The following is a 24,707-nucleotide window of genomic DNA, read 5'->3' on the forward strand; positions in this document are numbered from 1 at the left end:
TATTGTTTTTTTTGCACAAGTAGGGGGCTAGTACATATTTTTCAGGCAGAAAAGTGTGACTTGGTACTATGGAAGCAAAATCATCTGCACATTTGTGGTTTGCGTGAATAGACTGTCACATGGCGCGTTATTTTTTATTATAGGTGTAATGCGATAGTCGCCTTTATCGACAATATTTAACTAACACGGCGTGTTTGGCGATCTATTTGCGGTTATTAAAAATAGTCAGTTACCCCTAAATTTTTGTAGTTGTTTGTTTGTTTGTAGGTGGTCACTCCACTGTGGGGATTTTCTTGGGTTGAAAATTCATAGTGAATTGAGCGGTAAGGCCATTTAAAAAGGAAAACTCCTTATATTTTGGATAAACAAATAGCAATTTAACTTCAGGGAAAAGGTTTCGAGCGAGACTAATTTTTGCTTATTTCTCCCAAGTCTATATAGCCAATTCAGGATATATAGTCTTATTAATTTCACCAATTACGGCTATCAGGTTATCCCTCTTTTCATCCCCTTTGACGACGTTTACACTCGATCTGTTTATAAATTGGGCAATCCAATACTTTTTGAGGTAGATGTAGCTGTAAGTTCATAAAATCAACTAAGAGGGGCACGGCGGTGATTATAGCCATACCTAGAGAGACCGCAGAGGGAGAAGCACGTGTTGCAGCGACTCCCGATAGCGTAAGACGATTACGCGATTTGGGTTTTTCCGTAGCGGTGGAGAAGGGGGCTGGTAATAGGGCCAGTTTTACTGATGAAGCTTATGCTGAAGCCGGTGCAGAAATCCGTGAGGATATGCAACAGTGCCTGGCTGACGCGGGCATAGTATTAAAAGTACAAGCACCAACTGATCAAGAGTTGGCCCTGATTCCCAAAGGGGCTACGCTGATCGCCTTTCTGAAGCCGGCACAAAATGCCGAGTTCCTACAGAAGCTTGCCGAGCGCGATATCAATGCGCTAGCGGTCGAGTCGATTCCAAGAATTTCCCGCGCGCAAAAAATGGATGCGCTCAGCTCCATGGCAAATATTGCCGGCTATCGTGCGGTTGTGGAGGCTGCCCATAATTTCGGTCGCTTCTTTACCGGGCAGATCACAGCTGCAGGAAAAATTCCCCCGGCAAAAGTACTTGTTATTGGTGCTGGTGTAGCGGGGCTCTCTGCAATAGGTACGGCAAAAAGCATGGGAGCTATTGTGCGGGCCTTCGATACCCGCGCTGAAGTACGTGAGCAAGTGGAGTCCATGGGGGCTGAATTCCTTACCGTAGAAATTGAGGAGGAAGGCTCGGGCTCCGGTGGTTACGCCAAGGTGATGTCCAAGGAATTTATTGATGCTGAAATGGCACTGTTCCGCGAGCAGGCCAAAGAAGTGGATATTGTGATCACCACTGCCTTAATTCCGGGGAAACCAGCTCCGAAATTATGGCTTGCAGATATGGTCGACAGTATGCCTAAGGGTTCTGTCGTCGTGGATTTAGCGGCAGAAATGGGCGGTAACTGTGACTATACGGTGGCTCATGAAAAAGTGGAGCAGAATGGCGTCACTATTCTTGGTTATACCAATTTGCCCAGTCGAGCAGCTGCACAATCCTCGCGCCTGTATTCAACCAATCTCGCTCACCTGCTTGGGGAGCTAACTCCGGAGAAAGATGGCGAGATTAATCTCAATTTTGATGATGAAGTGATTCGTGGTGCCACAGTGGTTAAATCCGGTGAGATTACCTGGCCTCCACCCGCACCAAAAATTTCTGCTCAGCCCAAGCCATCGGCGAAAGCTACTGAGGAAGTGAAAATTGTTGAGGAGAAAGCTGAGAAACGAAAATCTCCCGTATCTATTTTTGCATTTTGGGCGATCGCGGCAATCTTATTGTTGTGGTTGGGGCGCGTCGCACCTCCTGATTTCGTCTCGCACTTTACCGTATTTGTCCTGGCAATATTTGTTGGCTGGCAAGTGATTTGGAATGTTACCCATGCGCTACACACTCCGTTAATGAGTGTTACTAATGCAATTTCCGGCATTGTGGTTGTTGGTGCATTAGTACAGCTTGGAATTGCCAATTCGGGTTTGGTGAGCCTGCTTGCTTTCATCGGCGTGTTGGTGGCCAGTATTAATATATTCGGTGGTTTCTTTGTGACCTACCGTATGTTGAAAATGTTTCGCCGGTAAGGGGAGGAGAGAGTGATGAACGGTATGATTGCAATGGCTTATCTCTTCTCGGCAGTGATGTTTATCTTGAGTCTGGGAGGTTTATCCAGTCACGAAACTGCGCGCAGGGGAAATATTTACGGCATGGTGGGAATGGCAGTTGCCATTATCGCCACTATTGCTGGAGTGGCCGCCGGGGCTTACTGGATGGTCGCCATCGCCATGATCGTCGGTGCGGTGATTGGTTTGGCACTGGCCAAGCGTGTGGCTATGACTCAAATGCCACAAATGGTGGCTTTGCTACACAGCTTCGTCGGCTTAGCTGCGGTATTAATTGGTTGGGGCGGTTTCCTTGATCCGGTTGTGGAGTTACACGGAGCTGCTCATGTTGTCCACAGCACTGAGATATACCTGGGTGTATTTATTGGAGCAATTACCCTGACCGGTTCTTTGGTTGCTTTTTGTAAGTTGCAGGGATTGGTTTCCGGGAAACCATTAATGCTACCGGCCCGGCACTGGCTTAACTTGATTGCCATTTTGGCTTGTATTGTTCTGGGTGTGTTGTTTGTACCGGCAGATGTGCATGCGGGTACGGTTATTAACTTACTGTTAATGACCTCAATTGCATTGCTGTTAGGTATTCACCTTGTGGCAGCTATTGGCGGCGCTGATATGCCGGTGGTTATATCCATGCTGAACAGCTACTCCGGTTGGGCCGCTGCCGCTACCGGATTTATGCTGGGCAATGACCTGTTAATTGTAGTGGGCGCCCTGGTGGGTTCTTCCGGTGCCATCCTGAGTTACATCATGTGCCGGGGAATGAATCGCTCTTTTATCAGCGTTATTCTCGGTGGATTTGGCTCTGATGGTGGTGAAGTCTCCGATGAGGAAGTCGATGGTGAAGTAATTGCCATTGATCAACAGGAGCTTGCGGATGAACTGGATGCGGCGGACAGTATCATTATTGTTCCCGGATTCGGAATGGCGGTAGCCCATGCCCAGCAGGCGGTTAGTGACTTGACTGATCGTTTGAGAAAAGCAGGCAAAACAGTGCGCTTTGGTATTCACCCGGTAGCTGGACGTCTTCCCGGACATATGAATGTGCTCTTGGCTGAGGCTAACGTGCCTTACGATATCGTTCTGGAAATGGATGAGATTAATCCAGACTTTCCCGCTACAGATTTGGTTTTGGTGATCGGTGCTAACGACACGGTAAACCCGGATGCAGTGGAAAAACCGGGCTCGCCTATCGCCGGTATGCCGGTGTTGGAAGTTTGGAAGGCCGGCAAGGTTGTTATCCTTAAGCGCTCTATGGCTTCCGGGTATGCGGGAGTTGCTAACCCACTGTTTTACAAAGAAAACTCACGCATGCTGTTCGGTGATGCAAAAGATAGTTTGCAGGGGGTTTTGGGTAAGCTCGGAAGCTAATCCCTGACCCGGGTTATCAAATGTAATTAAACCTACTTTGCACAGAAGGGCTTGGAGGGGTACAAATTGGACAGTGCCTCTTCAGGCCTTTCTGCGTTTAGGTTTGGTGATTTATTTTGATGAAAATATGGTTATCGAACCTCGCATCAAATAATGATAATCTCCCAGCCTTTACATATCTTTACAGTAGAGAGTTACAAGGAGTTTGGGGATGGAAATCCGTCTACGTAAGCTAGCTTTAACAGGGGTGGTTACTCTGGGAGTTTTGGGTCTGGCAGCTTGTGGGGGGAGGCGGTTCTGATTCTGGGGCTCCGACAACAGATAGTGGTACTTGGGAAGAGGGTAATTTCCTGACCTCCTCTACCTATGCTAACCAGTGTGTTTCTCCTCGCAGTGGCACAGATCCAGCAACCGGTTCAGCCTACGCTGATGTAGCGGGCAGCCGTGAAGATGAGAATAACTGGCTGCGCTCAATGAGCAATGAACTCTACTTGTGGTATGACGAGATTGAGGATCAAAACCCAGCTGATTTCGATGACTCTTTAGCTTATTTCGAAGAGCTAAGAACTTTCGCTCTGACTCCCTCCGGTCGGGAAAAGGATCGTTTCCATTACACTGTCCCCTCAGATGAATGGTATTCAGAATCAGAATCCGGTGTTTACGTTGGCTATGGTGTTCAGTGGGCCCTACTTTCCAGCACCCCGCCACGTAAAGCAGTAGTCGCCTACCTGGATGAGGAAAGCGGTGGTGATTTGCCCGATATTATGACCCGTGGTGCAGAAGTTATTAGTGTCGACGGTGTTGATCTGGCCTACGGCGATGATGTGGATACCCTGAATTACGGTATGTGGCCAGAAAATGATGGTGAGTCCCACGTATTTGAAATAAGACCTTTGGGTTCTTCAACGATCGAGACTGTCACGCTGGTTGCGTCACCGGTGCAATCTGACCCGGTTCAATATGTTAAAACTGAAGTGACAGATTCGGGCCGTAAAGTCGGTTATATGCTCTTCAATGATCATATTGCGACAGCGGAAGCGGAGCTGATTGATGCTGTTACCGAGCTTGAATCGGAATCTATTGAAGAGTTAGTGCTTGATCTTCGCTATAACGGCGGTGGCTATCTCGATATCGCTGCGGAACTGGCCTATATGATTGCCGGTGATACTACTGTGGGGCAAGTATTTGAAATTGCCCAATTTAATGACCAGCACCCGGAAACTAACCCAATTACCGGAGCGCCTTTGGATGGGACTCCATTCTATTCGACCGGCTTAGGCTTTATTGATGAGTCTTTATACGGAAAAAAACTGCCGACTTTAAACCTCTCGCGGCTGTTTGTCCTAACCAGTGAAAATACCTGCTCTGCCAGTGAAGCCATTATCAATGGCTTGCGCGGCATTGATATCGAGGTTATTCAGATAGGTGAGACTACCTGTGGTAAGCCCTATGGTTTTTATCCTTTGGATAATTGTGGCACCACTTATTTCACAATTCAGTTCTCCGGTGTGAATGCAAAAGGCTTTGGTGATTACTCCGATGGCTTTATGCCCAATGGTGATTACGGAACTGATGCCGATTTGCCAGGGTGTGTGATCGGTGACGATTTTGACAATCTCCTGGGGGATGTCGATGAAGCGCGCTTTGCTACCGCACTGAATTATATCGAGACCGGAGTGTGTGGAGATATTTCCACCAGTGCATTCTCCATATCAGGTGAAAGTGAAGATGCTCCCGTTTTCAATGCGAGAGTGACCAAGGAAGTTTCCCGCAGTAACCGCATAATGGTGAAATAAAATGAGAATGGCAGCTCTGGCTAAACTTTGTGGTTTTGCATTAATGTGCCTTGGCTGCTCCTCTCAGCAAAGTGTTGAAACTGCAACACCGGCGCTGTTACTGGAAACAAGCCCGGAGATTCAAAGCAAGTTGCAAACTGCAGTTTCGCAAGCGTTGGGTGGAGCTAAAGTGACCCTTGGCCCGAAGGTGTTTGTAGATGATACCGTTTTAGTGCTTGAGAATACCCCGAAGCAGATGGCATTGATTGGTAGGGATATGGGGCGGCCGATTAAGTTTCAGCTGGTCGGCAATGGTGAAAAGTGTTGGTTGACACGGCTGTCCACTGGAGAATCCTGGGAGTTGCCTGTGCTGTGTAAGCCAGTTTCCACTGGTTGAGAAAAGAAAGGGGAGCATTAGCTCCCCTTTTTGTTTAACGCAGCAGGTTGGACTTGCGAATATCCGGCTTCTGCGCCGCGCGGAAAATCAGGGCAATCTTGCCGATTTCCTGTACCAGCTCGGATGAGGATTTTTCGCAAAGCTCACCAACGATTTGGTGGCGTACTTCCCGGTCGGCGATCATCAGTTTGACTTTGATCAGCTCGTGGTCTTCGAGTGCACGGTTCAGTTCTTCCATCACCCCCTCGCTCAGCCCATTGCCGGCTACGGTCACGACAGGTTTCAGATTGTGACCTAGAGAGCGAAGAGCTTTTTGCGGTCGGCGGTTAAAGGCATACAATACTCCATTACCACTTTGTGGAATTCGATGTGGGAGCGGCCACAGACCGCGATCGTCGCCAGCGTTTGTTCGGCGGACCCGATCGCGGCCAGTGGCCGCTCTTATAATTAAGCTGTAGTGATTGTAGGCATTGTACCCGATGGGCCGATCTAAGAGCAGCCACCGTTGGCTGCGTGAACATTTTAATGACCATTACGTCAAACAGTCCCAAAAAGAGGGCTATCGCTCCCGTGCCAGCTACAAGCTGCAGGAGCTACAAAATAAGGACCGCTTATTCAAGCCAGGAATGACTGTTGTCGACCTGGGTGCGGCTCCAGGGGGCTGGTCCCAGGTAGCGATGGAGTTGGTAGGGCACAAAGGCAAGGTTTTGGCGTCAGATATATTGCCGATGGACCCACTGGCCGGTGTGGACTTTGTCCAGGGGGACTTTACCGAGGAGTCGGTGCTCAGTGAACTGTTACAGCGCATGGGCGATGAACTGGCAGACCTTGTGATTTCCGATATGGCCCCCAATATGAGTGGGATACGCGATGTTGATCAGCCCGCCTCCATGTATTTGGTGGAACTGGCGGTCGATATGGCCCGGCAGGTACTTAAGCCCGGTGGTGCATTTGTTGCAAAGGTATTCCAGGGAGAGGGTTTCGACGAGTTGATCCGCGACTTGCGTGGGAGCTACAACAGTGTCGTAACTCGCAAACCTGGTGCTTCCCGCCCCCGTTCACGTGAAGTATACGTGGTGGCGCGAGGATTTAAGGGCTGAGAGCGACTGAGAACATCGGCGTATTTCTAGTCTGACTCCCCGTATGGTATAAGCGATACCTGTATCGGGGGCGAAGGCTGTTGACCCCCCGCACCTATACTGGTTTTATCCGGTATTGATGTGGCCGGCATTGCCGGAATGAACGGATTTTGATTGCGAAAGCGAGAGGGCTATCCCTTTGAATGATATGGCAAAGAACCTGGTACTGTGGTTGATCATCGCAGCGGTACTGCTGATGGTTTTTCAAAACTTTAAACCACAGTCACGGGATGAGGCTCTCAGTTACTCCGACTTTGTTCAGGATGTGCAGTCGGGCCAAGTTAAGAACGTGATCGTAGACGGTCTGGTGATCACCGGCGAAAAAGCCGATGGCAGCCGCTTCAAGACTATCCAGCCACAGATTATCGACGATGAACTCACCAATGAGCTGGTGCGCAGCAATGTGCAATTCGTTGGTCGCGAGCCTGAGTCACCGAGTATCTGGCAGCAGCTTCTGGTAGCCAGCTTCCCGATCCTGATTATTATCGCTGTATTTATGTTCTTTATGCGCCAAATGCAGGGCGGAGCCGGCGGTCGCTCAGGTCCTATGGCATTTGGTAAGAGCAAGGCGCGCCTGCTGGGCGAAGACCAGATCAAGACAACTTTTTCCGATGTTGCCGGAGTAGATGAGGCTAAGGAAGAGGTACAGGAGCTGGTCGAGTTCCTGCGCGATCCCACCAAGTTCCAGCGCCTGGGTGGCAATATCCCTCGTGGTGTACTGATGTGTGGTCCTCCCGGTACCGGTAAGACCCTGCTTGCCAAAGCAATTGCCGGCGAAGCAAAAGTACCTTTCTTCTCCATCTCCGGTTCTGACTTTGTTGAGATGTTTGTTGGTGTGGGTGCTTCCCGGGTGCGGGATATGTTTGAGCAAGCCAAAAAGCAGGCTCCGTGCATCATCTTTATCGACGAGATCGACGCTGTTGGCCGTCACCGTGGAGCCGGTGTTGGCGGTGGTCACGATGAGCGCGAGCAGACCCTGAACCAGTTGCTGGTTGAGATGGATGGTTTCGAAGGTAATGAGGGTGTGATCGTTATTGCAGCGACCAACCGCCCGGATGTACTGGACCATGCCCTGCTGCGCCCGGGTCGCTTTGACCGCCAGGTATTTGTTGGTCTGCCGGATATTCGCGGCCGCGAACAAATCCTCAAGGTTCATATGCGCAAAGTGCCTATGGACGACAAGGTGAATCCGCAGACGATTGCCCGTGGAACCCCTGGTTTCTCCGGTGCCGATCTGGCCAATCTGGTCAACGAAGCTGCCCTGTTTGCTGCGCGGGCCAATAGACGCACCGTGACCATGGAAGAGTTTGAGCGCGCCCGTGACAAGATCATGATGGGTGCCGAGCGCAAGTCCATGGTGATGAATGAAAAGGAAAAGGTGAATACCGCCTACCACGAGGCCGGTCACGCCATTATTGGTCGACTGGTACCCGAGCATGATCCGGTACACAAAGTAACTATTATTCCCCGTGGCCGCGCCCTGGGTGTCACCCAGTTCCTGCCTGAGGAAGACAAGTACAGCCTTTCCAAGCGCGCGATTGAATCGCAATTGTGCTCCCTGTTTGGCGGCCGTATTGCTGAAGAAATGACCCTGGGTATCGACGGTGTTACGACTGGCGCTTCCAATGACATCGAGCGGGCCACTGACTTGGCTCGCAGCATGGTGACCAAGTGGGGCTTGTCCGAAAAGCTTGGCCCATTGCATTACGGCGAAGATGAAAGTGGCCAGCCCGGCCAGGGCAACCCGGTTTCCGGCAAGACTTCCAATGAAATTGATGTGGAAGTGCGGCGTATTATCGATATCTGCTATGAGCGCGCGCAGAAACTGCTGGAAGATAACCGCGATATTCTTGAAGCGATGAAAGATGCGCTGATGGAATACGAAACCCTGGATGCGGAGCAGGTGGACGATCTTATGGCTCGCCGCAAAGTTCGTGCACCAAGGGACTGGGAAGACAATAACTTCGGCTCTGGTGGAAACAGCCCGACCCAGGATACTGAAACCACAGAGGCCTCAACTGAGGCGGATAAGAGCAATACCGTCGGCGGCCCATTAAACGGCCACTGATTCTCCGAAGCGACTAACTGGACAAAACCAAATGCCGGGTTGGGGATAGGGCGATAGCCTGTTCCGATCCGGCATTTTTTTATTTCAGCCAATGAAAATTATCTGTGGTAACCACACCCTAGACCTTTCCCAACCGGTGGTTATGGGGGTTCTGAATACAACGCCGGACTCCTTTTCCGACGGTGGCAATTACTATGCCTCCGGTAGCCTGGACTTGACCTTGGCTCTGCAGAGAGCGGAACAGATGCTCTCTGAGGGAGCGAAAATCCTGGATATTGGCGGAGAATCGACACGCCCTGGCGCATCGCCGGTCACCGAGCAGCAGGAACTGGATCGGGTAGTGCCGGTGGTGGAGGCGATCAAAGCGAACTTTGACGCGATTATCTCTGTCGATACCAGTACCCCGGCTGTGATGCGCGAGTCAGCTGCGGTGGGGGCGGGACTGATCAATGATGTTCGTGCCCTTGAGCGCCCAGGAGCACTGGAAGCAGCCGCAGAGAGTGGCTTGGCAATCTGCTTGATGCATATGCAGGGTCAGCCCGGCACTATGCAGGATGATCCGTCTTACACTGATGTTGTAGAGGATGTCGCCAGGTATTTGCAGAAACGGGTCGATCTCTGTATCGATCTGGGCGTGACACGGAACCGGCTCATTCTCGACCCGGGTTTTGGCTTTGGCAAAACCGATGAGCACAATTTGGCGTTGTTGCGTAATTTGTCGCAGCTGGCGCCGTCGGATATGCCCATACTGGCAGGCTTGTCGCGCAAGTCGATGATCGGCCGCCTGCTCGATCGAGATGTAGATGGCCGCCTCCCCGGTAGCCTGGCCTTGGCCATGTTAGCTGCGCAAAAGGGTGCAAGAATTTTACGTGTCCACGATGTTGCGGAAACCGTGGATGTGTTGCGCATGCAGCAATTGGTTTGCAGCGAAATTTGATGAGTGATGTCTTACAGAGACCTTAAGCCGCAGGGTCCTGTTGTGGTTTTCCGACAGAACAGAAAAGCGGCGAAGTACACAATTGAGAAGCGTTATGGAAAGAAAGTATTTTGGCACTGATGGTATTCGTGGTCGCGTTGGCGAGGGAGCAATTACTCCCGATTTTATGCTGCGCCTGGGATATGCAGCGGGCAAGGTACTGGGAAGAATTTCCAAAGCTAAACACCACCGACGTCCCCGCATCCTTATCGGTAAGGACACTCGGGTCTCCGGCTACATGTTTGAGGCAGCGCTGCAGGCGGGCCTGATTAATGCTGGCGTGGATGTCGCCCTGTTGGGGCCAATGCCGACTCCGGCGATCGCCTACCTGACCCGGACTTTCCATGCCGGTGCAGGCATTGTTATCAGCGCCTCCCATAATCCTTACCACGACAATGGCATTAAGTTTTTCAGCGCTGAAGGCTCCAAGTTACCGGATGAGGTTGAATTGGAGATTGAAGCCGCTCTCGAGCTGCCGATGGAAACTTCTGACGATCTCGGTCGCGCCTATCGAGTTGATGATGCAGCCGCGCGTTACATCGAGTTCTGCAAGGCTTCCACGCCCTGGGGTTTCTCCCTTGAGGGTTTGAAGATTGTTCTCGACTGCGCCAATGGAGCCACTTATCACGTAGCGCCGATGGTGTTTCGTGAGCAGGGAGCAGAAGTCAGCGTAATTGGAGCGGGCCCTGATGGACTCAATATCAATCTAGATTGCGGCTCCACTAAACCTCAGCAGTTGCAACGGGCCGTGGTTAAGCGCGGTGCGGACCTGGGTATAGCCTTTGATGGTGACGGGGACAGGGTGTTGTTCGTCGATGCCAATGGGGAATTGGTCGATGGCGATCAGCTGTTGTATATCATCGCTATGCACCAGCATAAATTCCTGGGCGGTTGTAGTGGTGTTGTCGGCACCTTGATGAGCAATTACGGTTTTGAGCTTGCATTGCGCGAAAACAAAATTCCGTTTGAGAGAGCCAAAGTGGGCGACCGCCATGTGCTTGAAAAAATGTCAGCTAATCAGTGGAAGCTGGGAGGCGAGTCGTCAGGCCATATTATCTGTGCCGATGCATCTACCACCGGCGACGGTATCATTGCCGCACTGCAGGTACTGCGTGGCCTGTGTGAATTTGATGAGCCCTTGCATCAGCTTAAATCCCGTATGACAATGTTCCCCCAGCACATGATTAATGTGCAACTGGCTCATCGCGATGGTGTTCTCGATCACACAGACGTTAAGGCCATTGTTGTCGATGCAGAACGTCAGCTCGCAGACAGCGGACGTGTGCTGCTGCGGCCATCTGGCACAGAGCCTCTGATCCGGGTAATGGTTGAAGGCCGCGACAGCGCCCTGGTGGAACAGCTGGCCAAAGATATTTCCTCCGTGGTGGAGCGAATTGGAAATAACTGATCTGCTGCGATTTAACCCGTAGTAAATCGGTCCTCTTGGGGCGCAGAAGAAACTCGTATAATTTTGGTTGTATGTTGGCGTCAATGTCGCTAAGATTTGCGCCCCTTGAAGGAGCACACATGCGAACACCGCTAGTAGCAGCAAACTGGAAAATGAACGGCAGCCGCGAGTTTGCCGAACGTTTTTTCACCGAACTCAACCTCGAAGGTGTGAAGTCCGGTGTTGTTGTTTGCCCATCTTTTCCATACCTCGGCCTGGTGGCTGATGCAGCGGAAAAGAGCGGAGGTTTCAGCTTGGGTGCCCAGGACCTTAGCCAGGAGCCCGAAGGGGCGTTTACTGGTGAGGTTTCCGCTAGCATGTTACTGGATTGGAATACCCGTTACGTTATTGTCGGGCATTCTGAGCGCCGTAGTCTCTACGGAGAAACCAGTGAGTTAGTGGCGAAAAAATTTGTTGCGGCCCAAGAGGCGGGATTGACTCCAATACTTTGCGTCGGGGAAACCCTTGAAGAACGCGAGCAGGAGCGCACTCTCGAAGTGGTTGCAAAACAACTTCAAGCGGTTGCCGATATCATTGATTCGGCTGGCTGGAAGCAGTCCGTGATTGCCTATGAGCCGGTATGGGCCATTGGCACCGGAAAAACTGCTACTCCTGATGAAGCCCAAGCTGTACATGCATTTATTCGCTCGCAGTTGGGAGATTTGGGCGCTGAAGTACAGATTTTATATGGCGGTAGTGTAAAATCCGCAAATGCCAGGGAGCTTTTTGCCCAGGCAGATATTGATGGTGCCCTGGTGGGTGGAGCCTCGCTGGATGCCGGCGAGTTTGCTGAGATTTGTCGCGCTGCTGTTTAAATTGACAGCACGCGGGTTGGCGAATACTGAATAACGGGTTGTTTAGACCCCGGTAGAGAGTTTCCAGAAAATGGAAAAATTGGTATTAGTTGTACACGTTTTGACCGCATTGGGCATTATTGGCCTGATTTTGTTGCAGCAAGGTAAAGGTGCCGAAGCCGGTGCATCCTTTGGTGCGGGCGCGTCCCAGACAGTTTTTGGTAGTCAAGGTAGCGGAAATTTCTTTTCCCGCTTGACAGCAATTTTTGCGACGGTATTCTTCGTCACCAGTTTCGGCCTGGCCATCCTGGCTAAGCAAGGTGCAGGCGCCAACGTTGATGCGGACCTTCCGCAAATTCCAGCAATGGAGCAGCAAATTGGCCCAGCCGAAGAACTGCCGGCTATCGACAGCGATATCCCGCAGCTCGAAACAGATTTGGAAACTGGCGATATCCCGCAGATTCCTGCAGACAGCACCGGCTCAGAAGAGCCAGCTGCTAACCAGGAAAGTGAGGAACAGTAGTAAAAGATTTTTGCCCAGGTGGTGGAATTGGTAGACACGCTATCTTGAGGGGGTAGTGAGCTATGCTCGTGCGGGTTCAAGTCCCGCCCTGGGCACCACACATGAAACTGAGAGAAAACCTCAGTCAAATCAAAGAGTTAAAAGGAGGCTTCGGCCTCCTTTTTTTATGTCTGATACTCCGCTGGCACACAATTGGTACACACTCATGCACCTGTTGAAGCGCCCGGATAGCCCCCACCTTTACTTCAATCTACGCCTCCCTAAATCATCGCGGTTCTTGCGCTTCTCCTTACATACAGTTGACAGAGATAAGGCTTCTAAGAGAGCGTTATACCTAGCAAGGAAGGTCAAGCAATGGCACTGGTTGGGTATGGACTACGAACAGATAAAACGTAACGCCTACGAGCAGGCAATAAAATTTCGGGATGATTGGCTGGATGAGTTCTTTAGTGAAGGGGGATACGCTCTACATAGCTATGATGCAAAGCAGCTTTTAGCGGAGCATTTAGGGGAGAGTGTTGAGAGTGGCCCTCAGATTGAGTTGGATCTAGAGGAGGCCGAGGAAGAACTTCTGAGCAGCAATGTAAGACCTGAAAGAAAGGCTAAAACACTTCAGGCACGGATAGGGAAGTTACAAAGACAGTTATTGAGGGCTCAACAACGCCTTGTTTCTGGCTTGTCTACTCCCGATGAAGTTGAAGATGATTTAGCGGATTTACTCGGAGCCCAGTTAACAATAGAAGCCCTTGAGCAACATAGGAGGCCTGAACGCGTTACCGAGTTGTTAAGCACTGCTAGCCAAGCAGCTTCGGCTGCCATAGCTGTTGATAAAGTAAGTAGTCCCTCTCCGAAATTCTCAGAGCTGTATCAAGGTTGTGTGGATAACAAGAAGGCCGAGACCATAGCGAACCCACTAGGGCAGGGAACCTATGATGCGCTTCGTCTGGCCGCTGAGGATTTCTTGTGGGTATTTGGGGATATTTCTTTAAATGCTTTCAAGGTAAAGGATGCAATGCATTTTAGAGATGTGCTACTGAGAGGCCCAAGTAACAGAAAGAAATATCCCGATCTTATACCTGAGGCAGTTTTATCTGGTGATGCAGAGTTTGGTAAGAGGATGTCTGCTACCACGGTTGGGGAGCGCCTGCTCTATGTCTCTCAAATTTTTGAGTATGGGGTAAGGTTTGAGTGCATCAGTAAGAATCCCTTTAAAGGCATTACGGTACAAAGGGATACTCCAAAGATGCCAGCTTACTCGCAGGAGGACTTGGAGCGTATCTTCAAGTCACCGCTATTTGTTTCTGGTAGTTCATACTGGAAGCGGTCTGCACGGCAGTCGCATTTTTGGGCGTTGATGATAGCGCTATTTACTGGTGCAAGATGTGGTGAGATAGCACAGCTTAGAGCCGAGGATGTAAGGGAGCAGGATGGTATTACTTATTTCAGCATCAATGATGAGGAGGGAAAGGCGGTCAAGTCTAAGGCTGCTATAAGAAAAGTCCCGGTCCACCCTAGATTGGATGAACTGGGTTTCAGGGATTATCTGAAAGGTTTGCCTAATGTGTGGAATGAGACTCACCGCTCAGGGCTACTGTTACCCGGTATTCCAGCCCCATCAGTTAGGCAAAGGCCACATGCACGCCTTAGTAAGTGGTTCAATGAGCAGTACAGGGATCGCTATCTAGAAGGCTTTAAGGCAGAGAACAAATCTTTCCATACATTCCGTCGTAATTTCATTCGTAACTCATTAGTAAGCGATGCTAGTGAAACTCATGTGCTGAATATGGTTGGTCACCAAGAAGGTGAGTTCAGTACAGCAACTATCCACTATGCTCCCGAACGCTACACCCCTAAGCAGCTATATAATGAGCTTGTAAAGATGGACTATCCTTTCCTAGATTTTACAGCATTGGCTGCTTGTTGGAGGGAGATACCTAAGCCGTAACACCTATGAAGAGTGCTTGGATTTGTCGTCCTTGTTTTTGGGCGTTTCGTCTTCATCAAAAATCTTAGATGGATCACCAGTATATTGTGGTTCATCAAAGTCAGGGCCATCTTTGAAAATTTCTTCAGAGCGTTTCTTAAGATTGTCTTGGGGGTCTTTCATTTTCAATCTATAAGGCTTTTTACTTGGAAGCGAGTCAATTCTCTAGAGTTGGTAATCCTTCCTCTTTTGTTGCTTGTATCAATAGGCTTCGTCACTGACTATGAAAGCATTCTCATCAAAAACCTCTTCGGCCTGCGCTTTCAGTTCCTTCTTATAGAGCCTAAGAGCAATTACATCATTGGCCGCATCAGCAGCCTCATCAGAGTCCTCGCCAAACTCGTTTATTCGGTTTAAAAGTTCATTTTCGCGTGTATGTAAAGACGTCCACAGCAAACTAAAAGTACTTCTGTCAATTTCAAGTTTTAGAGTTCTCATAAATTAACCTGCTTTTTGAAAACCTTTTTACAGTTAATAGCTACCTGCTCCAAGAGCCCTACATATTGGCTTAGAGGCATATTGTACGCCGGTACCAGCATCCTGTGACCGAAAGATCCCTTTTCAACCAATTTGAGGCCGGGCGGGAAATGAGTTCCCTTTTTAACCTCCCAAATCCAGCCTGTTAAAGGACTTTCTTCCAGGCCGGCTTTATTGTACAGGCTTACTCCGTTATCGTTCGCAACAATTACTTCAACATCGTTGACTATTATTGTTTTAACTTCCCTAGGCCGGACCTTTGAGAGTCGAGAAGAAGAAGAGTTGCCAACTCTAAACAGATCTTCCTTGGATATATAAAGTTCTTCAGTGTTCATAGTCATCATCCTTAATTGACTAGAGTAAATTCTGATTTTTACTTCATTTATGGCTGCCTGCCGTGGGGATTGTAACAATTGCGATAGGTAAATCAATAAAGTGAGAGGTGGCATCATAGGTGTATTTCTTTATATGAGTATCCAGCAATATCTGTTGCTCACTTTTCACTTAATTGTTAATTATTATTAGTTTGTACTTGGGTGCTCAGTAATGAAAGAAAGTTAAAGTCAATGTGTCTAATGGTTGCTGTTCAACTAAATTAGATTAAATAGGGGTAGGTTTAGTGTGCAGACATAGAATACTCACATCTTCCAGAGGGTAATATTTTAGAGTCTGCGTAATTACGTCCTTATCATGTAGTATCTAATCGCGTAACGATATAATAAGCTAAGAACAGAATAACTGTTTGCTAGTGAATAGTATCAGTAAAGAGGGATCTTAATGAGTGAGCAAGCTATAGCTGAACAAAAAACAGGTGAGCTTTCAGTTCGTATTTCTGAGGTCTCTCTTTCCAAAGATATATGGCCAGACCCCAAGGATCTCCTTGGTAGGTGTGGAGAGATAGAAAACCTAACTCCACTAGTGGAGAATGCCAAAGCACCTTTTGTCTTATCTATTGACGCTCCCTGGGGAGGCGGGAAAACTACGTTTATTAAATTATGGCAAAACTATTTCAATACACGGGAATGTCCTAAAGTAAGCCTATATCTAAACGCCTGGGAAAATGACTTTGCTGAGGACCCATTACTAGCTTTGCTTGCTTGTTTGGATAAGTGGTTAGGTAAAGAAGACCCTGACTCTAAAACTGGAAAGGCTTGGAAAGTAGCTAAAGAGTATCTTCCTGGGGTAGCTAGAGGTACTATCACTGCTGCCGTAAAAGCAGCAACATTTGGTGCTTTAGATGCTGATAAAGCAATTGAAAAGGTTGCGTCTGATCTAGCTGGTGCTGGGGCAGATAAATTAATTAACGACTTTAATGCAAGAAAATCTGATCTAGAGAAGTTTAAAGCTAAGTTGGCCGAGGCAATTGAGGCATTACCAGGCAGTCAAAGGAATTTAATAGTATTTATTGATGAGCTAGATCGTTGCAGGCCAAACTTTGCCATTGAGCTACTAGAGAGGATAAAGCATTTATTTGATTTGGAGAGGATTGTGTTCGTTATTGCCGTTAATCATGACCAACTTGGTCGAGGTATTAAAGGCGTATACGGAAATGAGTTTGATGGCCATAGTTATTTGGAGCGGTTTTTTGATGTTGAATACCAGCTTTCAGCATCTAATAACTATACTTATGCTAAGATGCTGCTAATGGACAGAGAGTTTGAGACTTACTTCAGTTCCAGGCGCGAAGGTCGGGAAGAGCTTCTGTTTATACAGAAGGCGATTCCTAGATTTTGTGCACGATTTTCTTACGAGCCCCGAGATATAAATCGATTTATTGTGCGCTTAAAATTAATATTATCTGGTGTATCCTCAGAAAATTACCTAGATATATGGTTGGTTGTTGTTTTATTGTTTGTTAGAAGAGAAAACGAAAAGTTATATAATAACTATATGGCTGATGCTGGATGTGCTAACCAAATAGCTGAATTCCTTTTGGAAGGTTTTACTGAATCTATTCTGGAACATGAAGTCCCGTATTGGCTTAGTTTTACCCTCGGGTTTTTGATTTCTCTAGTGGAAGACTATGAGAAAAAGGATAGCCTTATTCAGTACTGGAAAGAAAATCCAAATATGATTACTTTTTCTATTGCCGATGCAGCATATGATTTGTCCAGTAATCTTATTGGGACTGCGGAAAGGTCGCACTATGAGAGAGAGCCGGCAGGGATAAGAAAGTTGGCATTTGATAGAATTGAGTTGCTCCATGCTGTGAAAATAATATCAGCTCCCTAATCAATATTTGTCCGTTGGATAGCGAAGAGCTTGGTATACCTCCAGCTGTTCTCTTTACTATTGAGTATACCCACAGCTAGTATAGTGACTTTTTGCTACCCCTTTGACTTTTTGCTACCCATTTAAAGTGCTCCCTATAACCCTAACAAAAAATCGGTGAGCCGGTGAAAAGAAAAAATATTTTCTTAGGCAGTAAAACTCTAAGCCCCGTAACCATGCGGGTTTCAGAGTATTTGGAGTGGGGGTGGAAGGATTGGAATTGGCGCGGGGATAGACGAAACAGCTATTTTGGCTGCTGATAAGTCAATCTGAAATAGTACTACTGAGTCACCGCAGAGGCAGCACCTGGGTATTCACTGACACTTATTCTCCGGTATATCTCCCTTTCTACTCTTCCTAGAGCATCACGCTTATTTCCGGGCACTGTAGAGACAACTTGATCATAGCAGTTTTGACAAATAAAGGCGGTTTCACAACGAGAAGTATATACACGGCTACAACTCGAGTCATCATAAACTAATTCCGAGTTACACTTAGGACAATAGCACCATAAGCTTACAAGACGATTGCCTTCCCATTCCCAATACCATTTGGCCCCAAAAAGAATATCTTCAGTATATTTAGTGTGAGCAGGCGGCTCAACTGCCAATAATCTACTCCTTACTTCCATGAGTATTCCCATTACAAAGCAAGTAGTAGCTATTATTAATGAAAACAATACCCAACCAGCTACAGAATAAGAATTTAATAGACTGTTTACTAAAAAATTCCAGCAGACGACGATCCCCGAAAAGACTGACTGCCAGAACACATCGTAGACAGCTCTCCCCTGATCTGTAAAAACAATTGCGACAACACCTCCCCCAATTATTGCGGTCACAATCCCAATTATTAGTAACTTCCGTGTTTCTTTACTCATAGCCATCTAATCAATATGTTTTATACAACAACCTTCAGTAAATTTAAGCGTTTTCTACAGTAGACCGTAAGTCGTTTACTCTACAAGGCAAACCCCTTCACTAACTCGATTTCAATTTATTAAAATCAATCTCGTATCCAGCCGCTTCCATTTCATTGGCAATTGTTATCTTCCAATCATCTTTTTGGATGTAAACCACACCGCTAATATCAGTCGGCAATTCCAGCTCCCCATCTACTAGGGTGGCAACCTTATTACGACCAAGCTTGCCTATTAATAAGCCATGCTCAAAAACAACATTTTGTCTGGCACGATACCTTAAATCCCCTTCTCCAGCTTTAAGCTTGGTATTACCCATATCATCTGGTGTATATAGTACAATAGCGAAACCAGCCTCATCTGACATACGCTCAAGCTTCTCAATAATTGTTTGCCCCTGGCTTACCTCCTCTTGGAGGATTATGGACTTAAAGCCAAGATTTTCTATAAACCTAGCTGTTCTATGTTTTGCATCCCCATCGTGCCCATGGACAATAAAGATCTTATTCTGTGCTCTGTCTTTACTAGAATTTTTTGTAGGAAAAGCAGTATTCTCTGTAGCTACTTCCAACTCAGGCTGATGGTATGCATCATCTTCTACATTCTTTATTAAGGATTTAATATAGGCAACTATCTTCTCCCCATATTGGCTCCAAAATATCTCTAAATAATCTGTTTCAGTGTAACCAAAACCTCCGGTTACCGGCCTCCTTGCGTTTATCCTTGCATTGAAATACTTTATTTCCCCAGGCAGGTACTCCTTTAAGAACTTTGTGAATTCCCTACACCACGTGTTAAACCTTTCCTGTCCATATTCCTGTCCCGAGGATTCAATTCCATCTAAGACGTCTTCAAATAAACGATCATGAAAAGTCTGTAGTCTAGTAATTATTTTTTGCTTATCCATCTGCGCCTTTCCTAGGTATCTGTTACACCTATAGATACTCCGTACTATACCATCCTGCTGTACACCAACACAGAAAAAAATGCCTGCAAAGCCCCTCATAGGCTCTACAGGCACCTTCAACTTATCTTAAGCGGCTTACTGGACATATCCAGCCGTCCGGCTGACAGTGGCTCCTGAGGCGTCCACGGTGGATACAACGGTACTGCCAGCACTCATCACGTTATTAATGACCTTGATTCCCTGAGCGGCTGGATATAGAACTTTCCTATCTCGTTCTCGTCTGATGACAGCGCTACTGTCTTTAGTTGTGTACGGTGAGGATGATTTCATTACCAATACATAAGCAAGAACCATTGCTTCTAGGAATTCCCCTTGCTGATGAGAGGGTATAATGAAAGAGTCATGGATTGGGAGAAAAGGTACATCAGTTAGGGAGAGGATTTGGGTTACGACCTTACTATCAAGGTGTTGTAGTGCTAGGCCGTCGTGATTTAACAAGTTAATAGTTTTATGTTGAGCTAAGAAAGCCTCTACAGCTTCTGATACATGTTTAGCCTTTGGATGATATTCCCTTACAGCTCTTTTCACTTGTCCAAGATTCTCACAGTTAAGACAGCATTGGGCAATAGTCTTTATAAGCTCTCTGTGGTCTTCATAGTCTGGAATACAGTACGGGTCTTCCCCCTGATATTGCTTTCCCTCCAAGTGGTAAGCCATATGAAGGTGCATAGCTACAAAGTCTAGTTCTTCAGTGGGGTAGCCATCTATTAGAATTGTTTTCCTACACCCCTTTTCTATGTTTTGTGCTGGAAAGTAGAAACGTCCCCCCTGGTTGAAAGATCCATTGTTGAAGACGCGCTTTACCTTAAGAGCTTCATTGGGAATTATATGAGTAATGCCTTCTGAGTCTTGGTATGTCCATTTATGCGTCCTCATACGCTTCTGTAACTCCTCAGTAGCTTTGCGATATGGTGCTGCTTTCTTCTTGCTCTTTATTTTTATAGGACGCTTTTTTACATCTTTCAGTATCAAGCAGTCAGACTTTGGATCACTTTCAATATGTGTTCTATCAAGGTTGAGGTGTGATAAGAGGCGCTCAGTGTTGGGGAATGTGATAGTCGGTAAGCCTGTTAAGAACCCTGAACCTTTAAAGCCTTTTTCCTGGGTTGCAAAACCTTCCCTAGTGAGTAGACAAAATGCCTTTCCCAAGCCTCCAGGGGACGCTTTGAAGTGAGCTGGAATTGTAAATGGGTTATTACCAAGAGGAGTTATCACTGCTGTATTTTGAGAACGGCTAGCAACGAGCAGGTTGTAAATGGCTACAGGTAAGTGTTTTTTCATACTGTGTAGCTCCCGTCTTGTCATGCCTTCTGTTAGAGCGGTTACAAGACTGTCAACACTCGGGCCTATACATCTATAGTCTGTAGTCCAGTAGCGGGTGTAGATATCTTTGCTAAGTGTCTTTGACCATTGATGGTGAAACAATACAGGCGGAATGTAGTTGGTGTAGGTGGTTATAGTTGTCATGTTAATCCTTTATGAAACTGGTAACGCCCGTTACAGTCCTGAAGGGAGCCGTAGCGAGTAATCTTGAATGGGGATGAGGAATCATCAGCAGGCTTGAAAATGCATGGAAAACCGCTACGCAATTGATGCTATCGGGGTTGGCTAAGGGGTTAGCATGGGGTGGGGGTGATAGCCTGATTTTGTATGGGTTTTAACTACGCAATCAGCACATATGGAGCCGTCTAGAATTTGGATGATTCTTAAACGTCCTCATTATGGAGGAGGGGGGATACTAAGGGGGATTTCTAGCAAGAACCCTTATGTATATTCTTCTTACAACAAACTAAATAAGTGTATATTGAATATGTCTTCTTCTACGGCTTATCCTCTTTGTCTGTAACAATCAGTTTTGAGAGCTTCTTTCTACGGCTCTTGGGCCTGAATGGATATAAAGCACATTTAAAGGAAGTACAGGCTTCCACTTGTTGACGCCATGTGCCCGGCGCTAGTTGGTCAAAGATGCATTCTTTGCACTGGGCATCTATCGCTTGTTGTCGTGTCATTAAACTTTACCTTTAATTTGGAAATACAAAGCCTCTCATGTCATTGCGATATACGGAGGAAAGTGTTGTTGTGGGGTGTTGTTGCTGTTTTTCGCCGTAAAGCCTGTTTAAGAGCCCCTACGAGCGCACTGGGGACCTTTAACGGGTTCGGGTAGGGGTTAGGGTGTGTTGCGAGGGATAGTCTGATTTTGTATGGGTTTTAGCTACACGATCAGCCTTCTTGTAGATTTGCTAGCTGTTGCTCAAGTTCTCTAACTTCCTCTCGCTGTCTAACTATCACGGCCTCGTCAACATTCAGGCGGATATTCCGACTGATATCAGCTTTCTTGGCTGCAATACTATGCTCAAGCCCTAACCGCTTAATACCGCTTTTCACCGTATCAGCTACAGGTTTCACAACCCCGCCAATAGCGCCAACAACCGCTTGCGCGGGCTTAACAAAGCTCTCATTAAATGCCTTGGCAGCTCGCCTTCCGGTATCCCCTGCATCATGTTCTGCAAGTGCTTGGGTGTACTCATACTCATCCATTAAGGCAGATACTTCTGGCCTTCCGAAGTCGTAGAGGTTTGCTATCGGAGCGTTATTCGCAATAGGGGGGCGAACAATCATGGCGGTCTTTCGGTTTATCGCGAGGAGATCGTTATTTATAGGGTTATAAAAGAGAGCAATGTCTTCTGGCTCTACGTCTACCCCGTCGCCACGCATCTGTTTTACATAGCTCTCGCGAAGGAATTGGAAGGCTTGCTCAGGCGTCTTGCCTGTTTCCTGTTGGAAGCGAATTACCTCATCTTTCCGAATTGCCACTCCACCGACTTGAGTGAACTCATCTTCAACTTTGTTGTAAGCTATCTCTAAAGCGCGGTCTTGAGACACCCCCATCTGCATCAGGTAGGAGGCTTCACGCTCAATCAAACCAATCACAGGCTTAGTGTTGAAGTCCGTATCCAGATCCCTGGTCCAGTTGAACCAACCCTCACCAAACTTCTTATTCAGGAATTCATCACGGTTGGCTATAGTTTCCCTATCCCAGGTAACACTTGGTTGCTTCTGCGTGAGGTCCGTACTGCTGATTCTTTGAAGAGCTTGGAGGGGTGTTTCATCAAGTAGCTGATGTTCATTAAAAGCTATCACCTTGCGTTTAGTGTCATCAGGCAGCATCCCCACATAACCGGTTTCCATGGCCATTGGTAAAACCTGAAGCATCTGCTTAGTAATTGGAGCCAGCTCTTGAGGATCACCTATCTTTTCATCAAAGGCTGCAAACCCACCTGAGAAGACTTGATCCAACGGGCTGTAACGCTCGCCATTTTTCTTTAAGGCATTAAAGAAAGTCCTCATGCCCACATCACCCTGCCGTAGGAAGTGGTTGTAAGCGAGCCTAAGAGTGCCTGCCTTCAGTGTTCCTTCACTCTTCTCCCATCGTTGAGCTGCAATGGGAAGCTCCTTGTTAAGCGTTCCTTCAAGGAATGCGTTTAGCAGGTAGTGTTTAGCCGTATCTCCTCCAGCTTTCAGGCGCTCACTATTTATCATGTCCAGCAGGGAATCCGCTTCAGAGCCCGTGATAACTCCCTTCTCAATGACGCCTCCGAAGTAGTCATACCCCGGCTCTGCCATCTGACCTGAAAGCACTGCTGGTATTACTTGAGTTTCCCAGTCATGTATAAAGGCCAACTTAGCTTCTTGCTTCTGTTTGGTATTAAGGTCCAGGGTTCTTTGGCGAGCTGCTTTCATTCTTTGCTGAAGCGCATCACCACCTATCAAGCGACCTTGTGAATCCTTCCGATCCAATACCAAGTCAGCTAACACGGTTGCTTGGAAGTCGCTATCAGTGATCTCTGGCATTGCTTGTACATCAGCCACAATCTCCAGAAATTCCTGCTCACTAAGGCCATCACTTATCGCCAGCTGCCTGAGGGAACCAAGAGCAAAGTCCGCATCATCAGGAGATTCGTTGAAGGTCTGCTGCAACTCAGGGATTGAGCGGAGTACATAGTCCTTAAAAATCCCCTTCTTATCTTCATGCAGTTTTGACTCACGCATCTGAAGAGCCTGTTGACGTGATTGCACCCCCAGGTTCTTTTAAGGCGAGTGGCATAGTCAGGATTGTGGATACGGGAAGTGTCTAAGAAATCTGCTGCTTGTTTTGAAAGTTCATCTGGCTCTAAGTCCAGCAGGGATGGATCGCGCTCAACAGCTTTTCTAAAGCTCTGCTCAGCATCCTTGTAAGCCATCTCAGAAGCTAGGTAGCTCTGGGCGTCTAGCTCCTTATTGTATTTATTAGCCCAGCTATCCATGGCCACACCGCCCATTGAAATCAGCTGGTCAACTGTATCTACCCCGCTCTGCTTAGGGGATACTGGTGTTGTCATAGTTGCGTAGTCAGCAACCTTTCTTCTATTTCCCTGACTATCTGCTATGCCATCTAGGGTTACTCTGCTCATTTATTTCTCCTGTAGTCTCCGTTGTTAATCCAAAAAAATTGTTTTTAATAATTAATAGATAGGCCTCCTGTGTGTGTCGTAATGCCTGGTTTTCAGCGTTCAGGTTGTAAGGGTTTTATTGGTTTATATCTAAAGACAACAAAACAAAAACCCATTAATAACAGGAAGTTAGAGCGTCTTTAGATGGGTCCTAATGGGGTGGATAAGTGGCCGCCAGCAGTATGATAGTGGCGTATCTCGTGTGCGCCGTTGCCACTTTCTATTGGCTAACGATACAGATGGGGGAAAGACTTATTCAAAATTAACCATGTATGCCTTAGTAGACTTACATTTTTTTGTCAATAGTTATAGATAATTTTTTTCTCTCCTTTAATCTTCTTCACCGCAAGGACAAGTGGCCACGTCTTCGTAGAGCAGTATAAAAAGCAACAGCTAACTATTGAGGCGCTTATGATTCTCTATGACGTTAATGTTTCCTCTATTCAGACCTATGGGATGTATTTTGAACCTGATATTGAGGCCCGTTTTCTGACCGCTTCTGAGGATTGGTTTGAGGTGGAAGAAGATAGCGAGCACCACAAAGTCTTGAAGGGCTCTGCATTTGCCTTTGCCCACTACGGTGATAAGTTTTTCGCAAATAGCTGTAACAGCTTGCAGGTCGTTCTTGATGCGCTTGAAAAGCTAGATTAAAACAGGATAAGCCTACGGACGAGTAAAATAGCTGAATCTTGGTGGCTGGGTTCTTGGAGTTGTGTAACGTCTTATAGATTTATGCCTAAAGGCAACAAAACCCCAAACTTAGCTACCATGCGGCCTTCAGAGCATTTCAAATGGGGGTGAAAGGGACGTTTATTGCTACGCCAAAAACGCAGTTGTAACTCGCTAGGGTATGATAGTCGGCTTACAAGCTATCCATTGAGGTATGTCATTGCTACCCCAGCCAACCAAA

At 47.3% G+C, this 24,707-nt stretch carries 20 protein-coding genes and 1 tRNA gene; 14 read left to right on the forward strand and 7 right to left on the reverse strand.

From position 1 onward, the window contains the following. Positions 1–615: 615 nt before the first annotated feature. The 4 genes from P0078_RS18345 to P0078_RS18360 all read left to right on the forward strand — a co-directional run bounded on the left by P0078_RS18345 (position 616) and on the right by P0078_RS18360 (position 5,742). A complete protein-coding gene (locus P0078_RS18345; protein ID WP_282931355.1) occupies positions 616–2,163 on the forward strand; it encodes a Re/Si-specific NAD(P)(+) transhydrogenase subunit alpha in 1,548 nt (515 codons plus the stop codon). A 15-nt stretch (positions 2,164–2,178) separates the two neighbouring features. Continuing rightward, positions 2,179–3,570, forward strand: coding sequence for a Re/Si-specific NAD(P)(+) transhydrogenase subunit beta (gene pntB / locus P0078_RS18350; protein WP_282931356.1), 1,392 nt, complete (start codon positions 2,179–2,181; stop codon positions 3,568–3,570). A gap of 281 nt (positions 3,571–3,851) precedes the next feature. Continuing rightward, entirely contained in the window at positions 3,852–5,366 is a 1,515-nt protein-coding gene (locus P0078_RS18355) for a S41 family peptidase (RefSeq protein ID WP_282931357.1), read from the forward strand. 1 nt (position 5,367) lies between these two features. Next, the gene (locus P0078_RS18360; RefSeq protein ID WP_282931358.1) at positions 5,368–5,742 is read left to right on the forward strand and encodes a hypothetical protein; all 375 of its coding nucleotides are present in this window, start codon (positions 5,368–5,370) and stop codon (positions 5,740–5,742) included. A 34-nt stretch (positions 5,743–5,776) separates the two neighbouring features. Here P0078_RS18360 and P0078_RS18365 read toward each other — a convergent pair whose 3' ends face one another. Continuing rightward, the gene (locus P0078_RS18365; RefSeq protein WP_282931359.1) at positions 5,777–6,016 is read right to left on the reverse strand and encodes a YhbY family RNA-binding protein; all 240 of its coding nucleotides are present in this window, start codon (positions 6,014–6,016) and stop codon (positions 5,777–5,779) included. A gap of 205 nt (positions 6,017–6,221) precedes the next feature. On the opposite strand from P0078_RS18365, the gene rlmE reads away from it, so the two are divergent. The 8 genes from rlmE to P0078_RS18405 all read left to right on the forward strand — a co-directional run bounded on the left by rlmE (position 6,222) and on the right by P0078_RS18405 (position 14,634). After that, the gene (gene rlmE, locus P0078_RS18370; protein ID WP_108734402.1) at positions 6,222–6,842 is read left to right on the forward strand and encodes a 23S rRNA (uridine(2552)-2'-O)-methyltransferase RlmE; all 621 of its coding nucleotides are present in this window, start codon (positions 6,222–6,224) and stop codon (positions 6,840–6,842) included. Positions 6,843–7,029: 187 nt separating this feature from the next. Continuing rightward, the gene (gene ftsH, locus P0078_RS18375; RefSeq protein ID WP_282934642.1) at positions 7,030–8,949 is read left to right on the forward strand and encodes an ATP-dependent zinc metalloprotease FtsH; all 1,920 of its coding nucleotides are present in this window, start codon (positions 7,030–7,032) and stop codon (positions 8,947–8,949) included. A 91-nt stretch (positions 8,950–9,040) separates the two neighbouring features. Then, positions 9,041–9,886: a dihydropteroate synthase gene (gene folP, locus P0078_RS18380; RefSeq protein WP_282931360.1), complete on the forward strand. Its 846-nt coding sequence runs from the start codon at positions 9,041–9,043 to the stop codon at positions 9,884–9,886. A 94-nt stretch (positions 9,887–9,980) separates the two neighbouring features. Beyond that, positions 9,981–11,333 (forward strand): phosphoglucosamine mutase, encoded by a 1,353-nt coding sequence (gene glmM, locus P0078_RS18385; RefSeq protein ID WP_282931361.1) that lies wholly within the window; start codon positions 9,981–9,983, stop codon positions 11,331–11,333. 119 nt (positions 11,334–11,452) lie between these two features. Continuing rightward, entirely contained in the window at positions 11,453–12,187 is a 735-nt protein-coding gene (gene tpiA, locus P0078_RS18390) for a triose-phosphate isomerase (protein WP_282931362.1), read from the forward strand. Between the two features lie 70 nt (positions 12,188–12,257). Then, on the forward strand, positions 12,258–12,689 hold the full coding sequence (gene secG, locus P0078_RS18395) for a preprotein translocase subunit SecG (protein ID WP_282931363.1): 432 nt from the start codon (positions 12,258–12,260) through the stop codon (positions 12,687–12,689). Between the two features lie 12 nt (positions 12,690–12,701). Beyond that, positions 12,702–12,787, forward strand: a tRNA-Leu gene (locus tag P0078_RS18400). A gap of 272 nt (positions 12,788–13,059) precedes the next feature. Beyond that, positions 13,060–14,634 carry a site-specific integrase gene (locus P0078_RS18405; protein WP_282931364.1) on the forward strand — a complete coding sequence of 525 codons (1,575 nt, stop codon included), beginning with the start codon at positions 13,060–13,062 and terminating at the stop codon, positions 14,632–14,634. Between the two features lie 3 nt (positions 14,635–14,637). On the opposite strand, the gene P0078_RS18410 is transcribed toward P0078_RS18405, so the two are convergent. The 3 genes from P0078_RS18410 to P0078_RS18420 form a co-directional block, all read right to left on the reverse strand. Further along, the gene (locus tag P0078_RS18410) at positions 14,638–14,796 is read right to left on the reverse strand and encodes a hypothetical protein (RefSeq protein ID WP_282931365.1); all 159 of its coding nucleotides are present in this window, start codon (positions 14,794–14,796) and stop codon (positions 14,638–14,640) included. 78 nt (positions 14,797–14,874) lie between these two features. Beyond that, complete coding sequence (locus tag P0078_RS18415) at positions 14,875–15,111, reverse strand: hypothetical protein (protein WP_282931366.1); 237 nt, start codon at positions 15,109–15,111, stop codon at positions 14,875–14,877. Continuing rightward, positions 15,108–15,485 (reverse strand): Tse2 family ADP-ribosyltransferase toxin, encoded by a 378-nt coding sequence (locus P0078_RS18420; RefSeq protein ID WP_282931367.1) that lies wholly within the window; start codon positions 15,483–15,485, stop codon positions 15,108–15,110. The genes P0078_RS18415 and P0078_RS18420 overlap by 4 nt, the downstream gene beginning before the upstream one ends. Positions 15,486–15,927: 442 nt before the next feature. On the opposite strand from P0078_RS18420, the gene P0078_RS18425 reads away from it, so the two are divergent. Further along, positions 15,928–17,382 carry a KAP family P-loop NTPase fold protein gene (locus tag P0078_RS18425; protein WP_282931368.1) on the forward strand — a complete coding sequence of 485 codons (1,455 nt, stop codon included), beginning with the start codon at positions 15,928–15,930 and terminating at the stop codon, positions 17,380–17,382. A gap of 1,019 nt (positions 17,383–18,401) precedes the next feature. Here P0078_RS18425 and P0078_RS18430 read toward each other — a convergent pair. The 3 genes from P0078_RS18430 to P0078_RS18440 all read right to left on the reverse strand — a co-directional run bounded on the left by P0078_RS18430 (position 18,402) and on the right by P0078_RS18440 (position 23,357). Beyond that, on the reverse strand, positions 18,402–19,247 hold the full coding sequence (locus P0078_RS18430) for a TIR domain-containing protein (protein WP_282931369.1): 846 nt from the start codon (positions 19,245–19,247) through the stop codon (positions 18,402–18,404). A 135-nt stretch (positions 19,248–19,382) separates the two neighbouring features. Then, positions 19,383–20,588 (reverse strand): hypothetical protein, encoded by a 1,206-nt coding sequence (locus tag P0078_RS18435; RefSeq protein WP_282931370.1) that lies wholly within the window; start codon positions 20,586–20,588, stop codon positions 19,383–19,385. 939 nt (positions 20,589–21,527) lie between these two features. After that, positions 21,528–23,357, reverse strand: a complete 1,830-nt coding sequence (locus P0078_RS18440) for a hypothetical protein (protein WP_282931371.1) — start codon at positions 23,355–23,357, stop codon at positions 21,528–21,530. Positions 23,358–24,208: 851 nt separating this feature from the next. On the opposite strand from P0078_RS18440, the gene P0078_RS18445 reads away from it, so the two are divergent. Continuing rightward, positions 24,209–24,448: a hypothetical protein gene (locus P0078_RS18445; protein ID WP_282931372.1), complete on the forward strand. Its 240-nt coding sequence runs from the start codon at positions 24,209–24,211 to the stop codon at positions 24,446–24,448. Positions 24,449–24,707 lie beyond the last annotated feature (259 nt).

Origin of the sequence: Microbulbifer sp. VAAF005, assembly GCF_030012985.1 — a bacterium.
In the GTDB taxonomy this organism is placed as follows: domain Bacteria; phylum Pseudomonadota; class Gammaproteobacteria; order Pseudomonadales; family Cellvibrionaceae; genus Microbulbifer.

Excerpts from the sequence above, each read along its gene's own strand:
- secG (WP_282931363.1), top strand. The coding sequence starts at position 12,258 with ATGGAAAAATTGGTATTAGTTGTACACGTTTTGACCGCATTGGGCATT.
- P0078_RS18430 (WP_282931369.1), bottom strand. The coding sequence starts at position 19,247 with ATGGATAAGCAAAAAATAATTACTAGACTACAGACTTTTCATGATCGT.
- P0078_RS18360 (WP_282931358.1), top strand. The coding sequence starts at position 5,368 with ATGAGAATGGCAGCTCTGGCTAAACTTTGTGGTTTTGCATTAATGTGC.
- P0078_RS18415 (WP_282931366.1), bottom strand. The coding sequence starts at position 15,111 with ATGAGAACTCTAAAACTTGAAATTGACAGAAGTACTTTTAGTTTGCTG.
- P0078_RS18405 (WP_282931364.1), top strand. The coding sequence starts at position 13,060 with ATGGACTACGAACAGATAAAACGTAACGCCTACGAGCAGGCAATAAAA.
- rlmE (WP_108734402.1), top strand. The coding sequence starts at position 6,222 with ATGGGCCGATCTAAGAGCAGCCACCGTTGGCTGCGTGAACATTTTAAT.
- P0078_RS18445 (WP_282931372.1), top strand. The coding sequence starts at position 24,209 with ATGATTCTCTATGACGTTAATGTTTCCTCTATTCAGACCTATGGGATG.
- tpiA (WP_282931362.1), top strand. The coding sequence starts at position 11,453 with ATGCGAACACCGCTAGTAGCAGCAAACTGGAAAATGAACGGCAGCCGC.
- folP (WP_282931360.1), top strand. The coding sequence starts at position 9,041 with ATGAAAATTATCTGTGGTAACCACACCCTAGACCTTTCCCAACCGGTG.
- P0078_RS18410 (WP_282931365.1), bottom strand. The coding sequence starts at position 14,796 with ATGAAAGACCCCCAAGACAATCTTAAGAAACGCTCTGAAGAAATTTTC.
- P0078_RS18425 (WP_282931368.1), top strand. The coding sequence starts at position 15,928 with ATGAGTGAGCAAGCTATAGCTGAACAAAAAACAGGTGAGCTTTCAGTT.
- pntB (WP_282931356.1), top strand. The coding sequence starts at position 2,179 with ATGAACGGTATGATTGCAATGGCTTATCTCTTCTCGGCAGTGATGTTT.
- P0078_RS18420 (WP_282931367.1), bottom strand. The coding sequence starts at position 15,485 with ATGAACACTGAAGAACTTTATATATCCAAGGAAGATCTGTTTAGAGTT.
- P0078_RS18435 (WP_282931370.1), bottom strand. The coding sequence starts at position 20,588 with ATGAAAAAACACTTACCTGTAGCCATTTACAACCTGCTCGTTGCTAGC.
- glmM (WP_282931361.1), top strand. The coding sequence starts at position 9,981 with ATGGAAAGAAAGTATTTTGGCACTGATGGTATTCGTGGTCGCGTTGGC.
- ftsH (WP_282934642.1), top strand. The coding sequence starts at position 7,030 with ATGGCAAAGAACCTGGTACTGTGGTTGATCATCGCAGCGGTACTGCTG.
- P0078_RS18440 (WP_282931371.1), bottom strand. The coding sequence starts at position 23,357 with ATGCGTGAGTCAAAACTGCATGAAGATAAGAAGGGGATTTTTAAGGAC.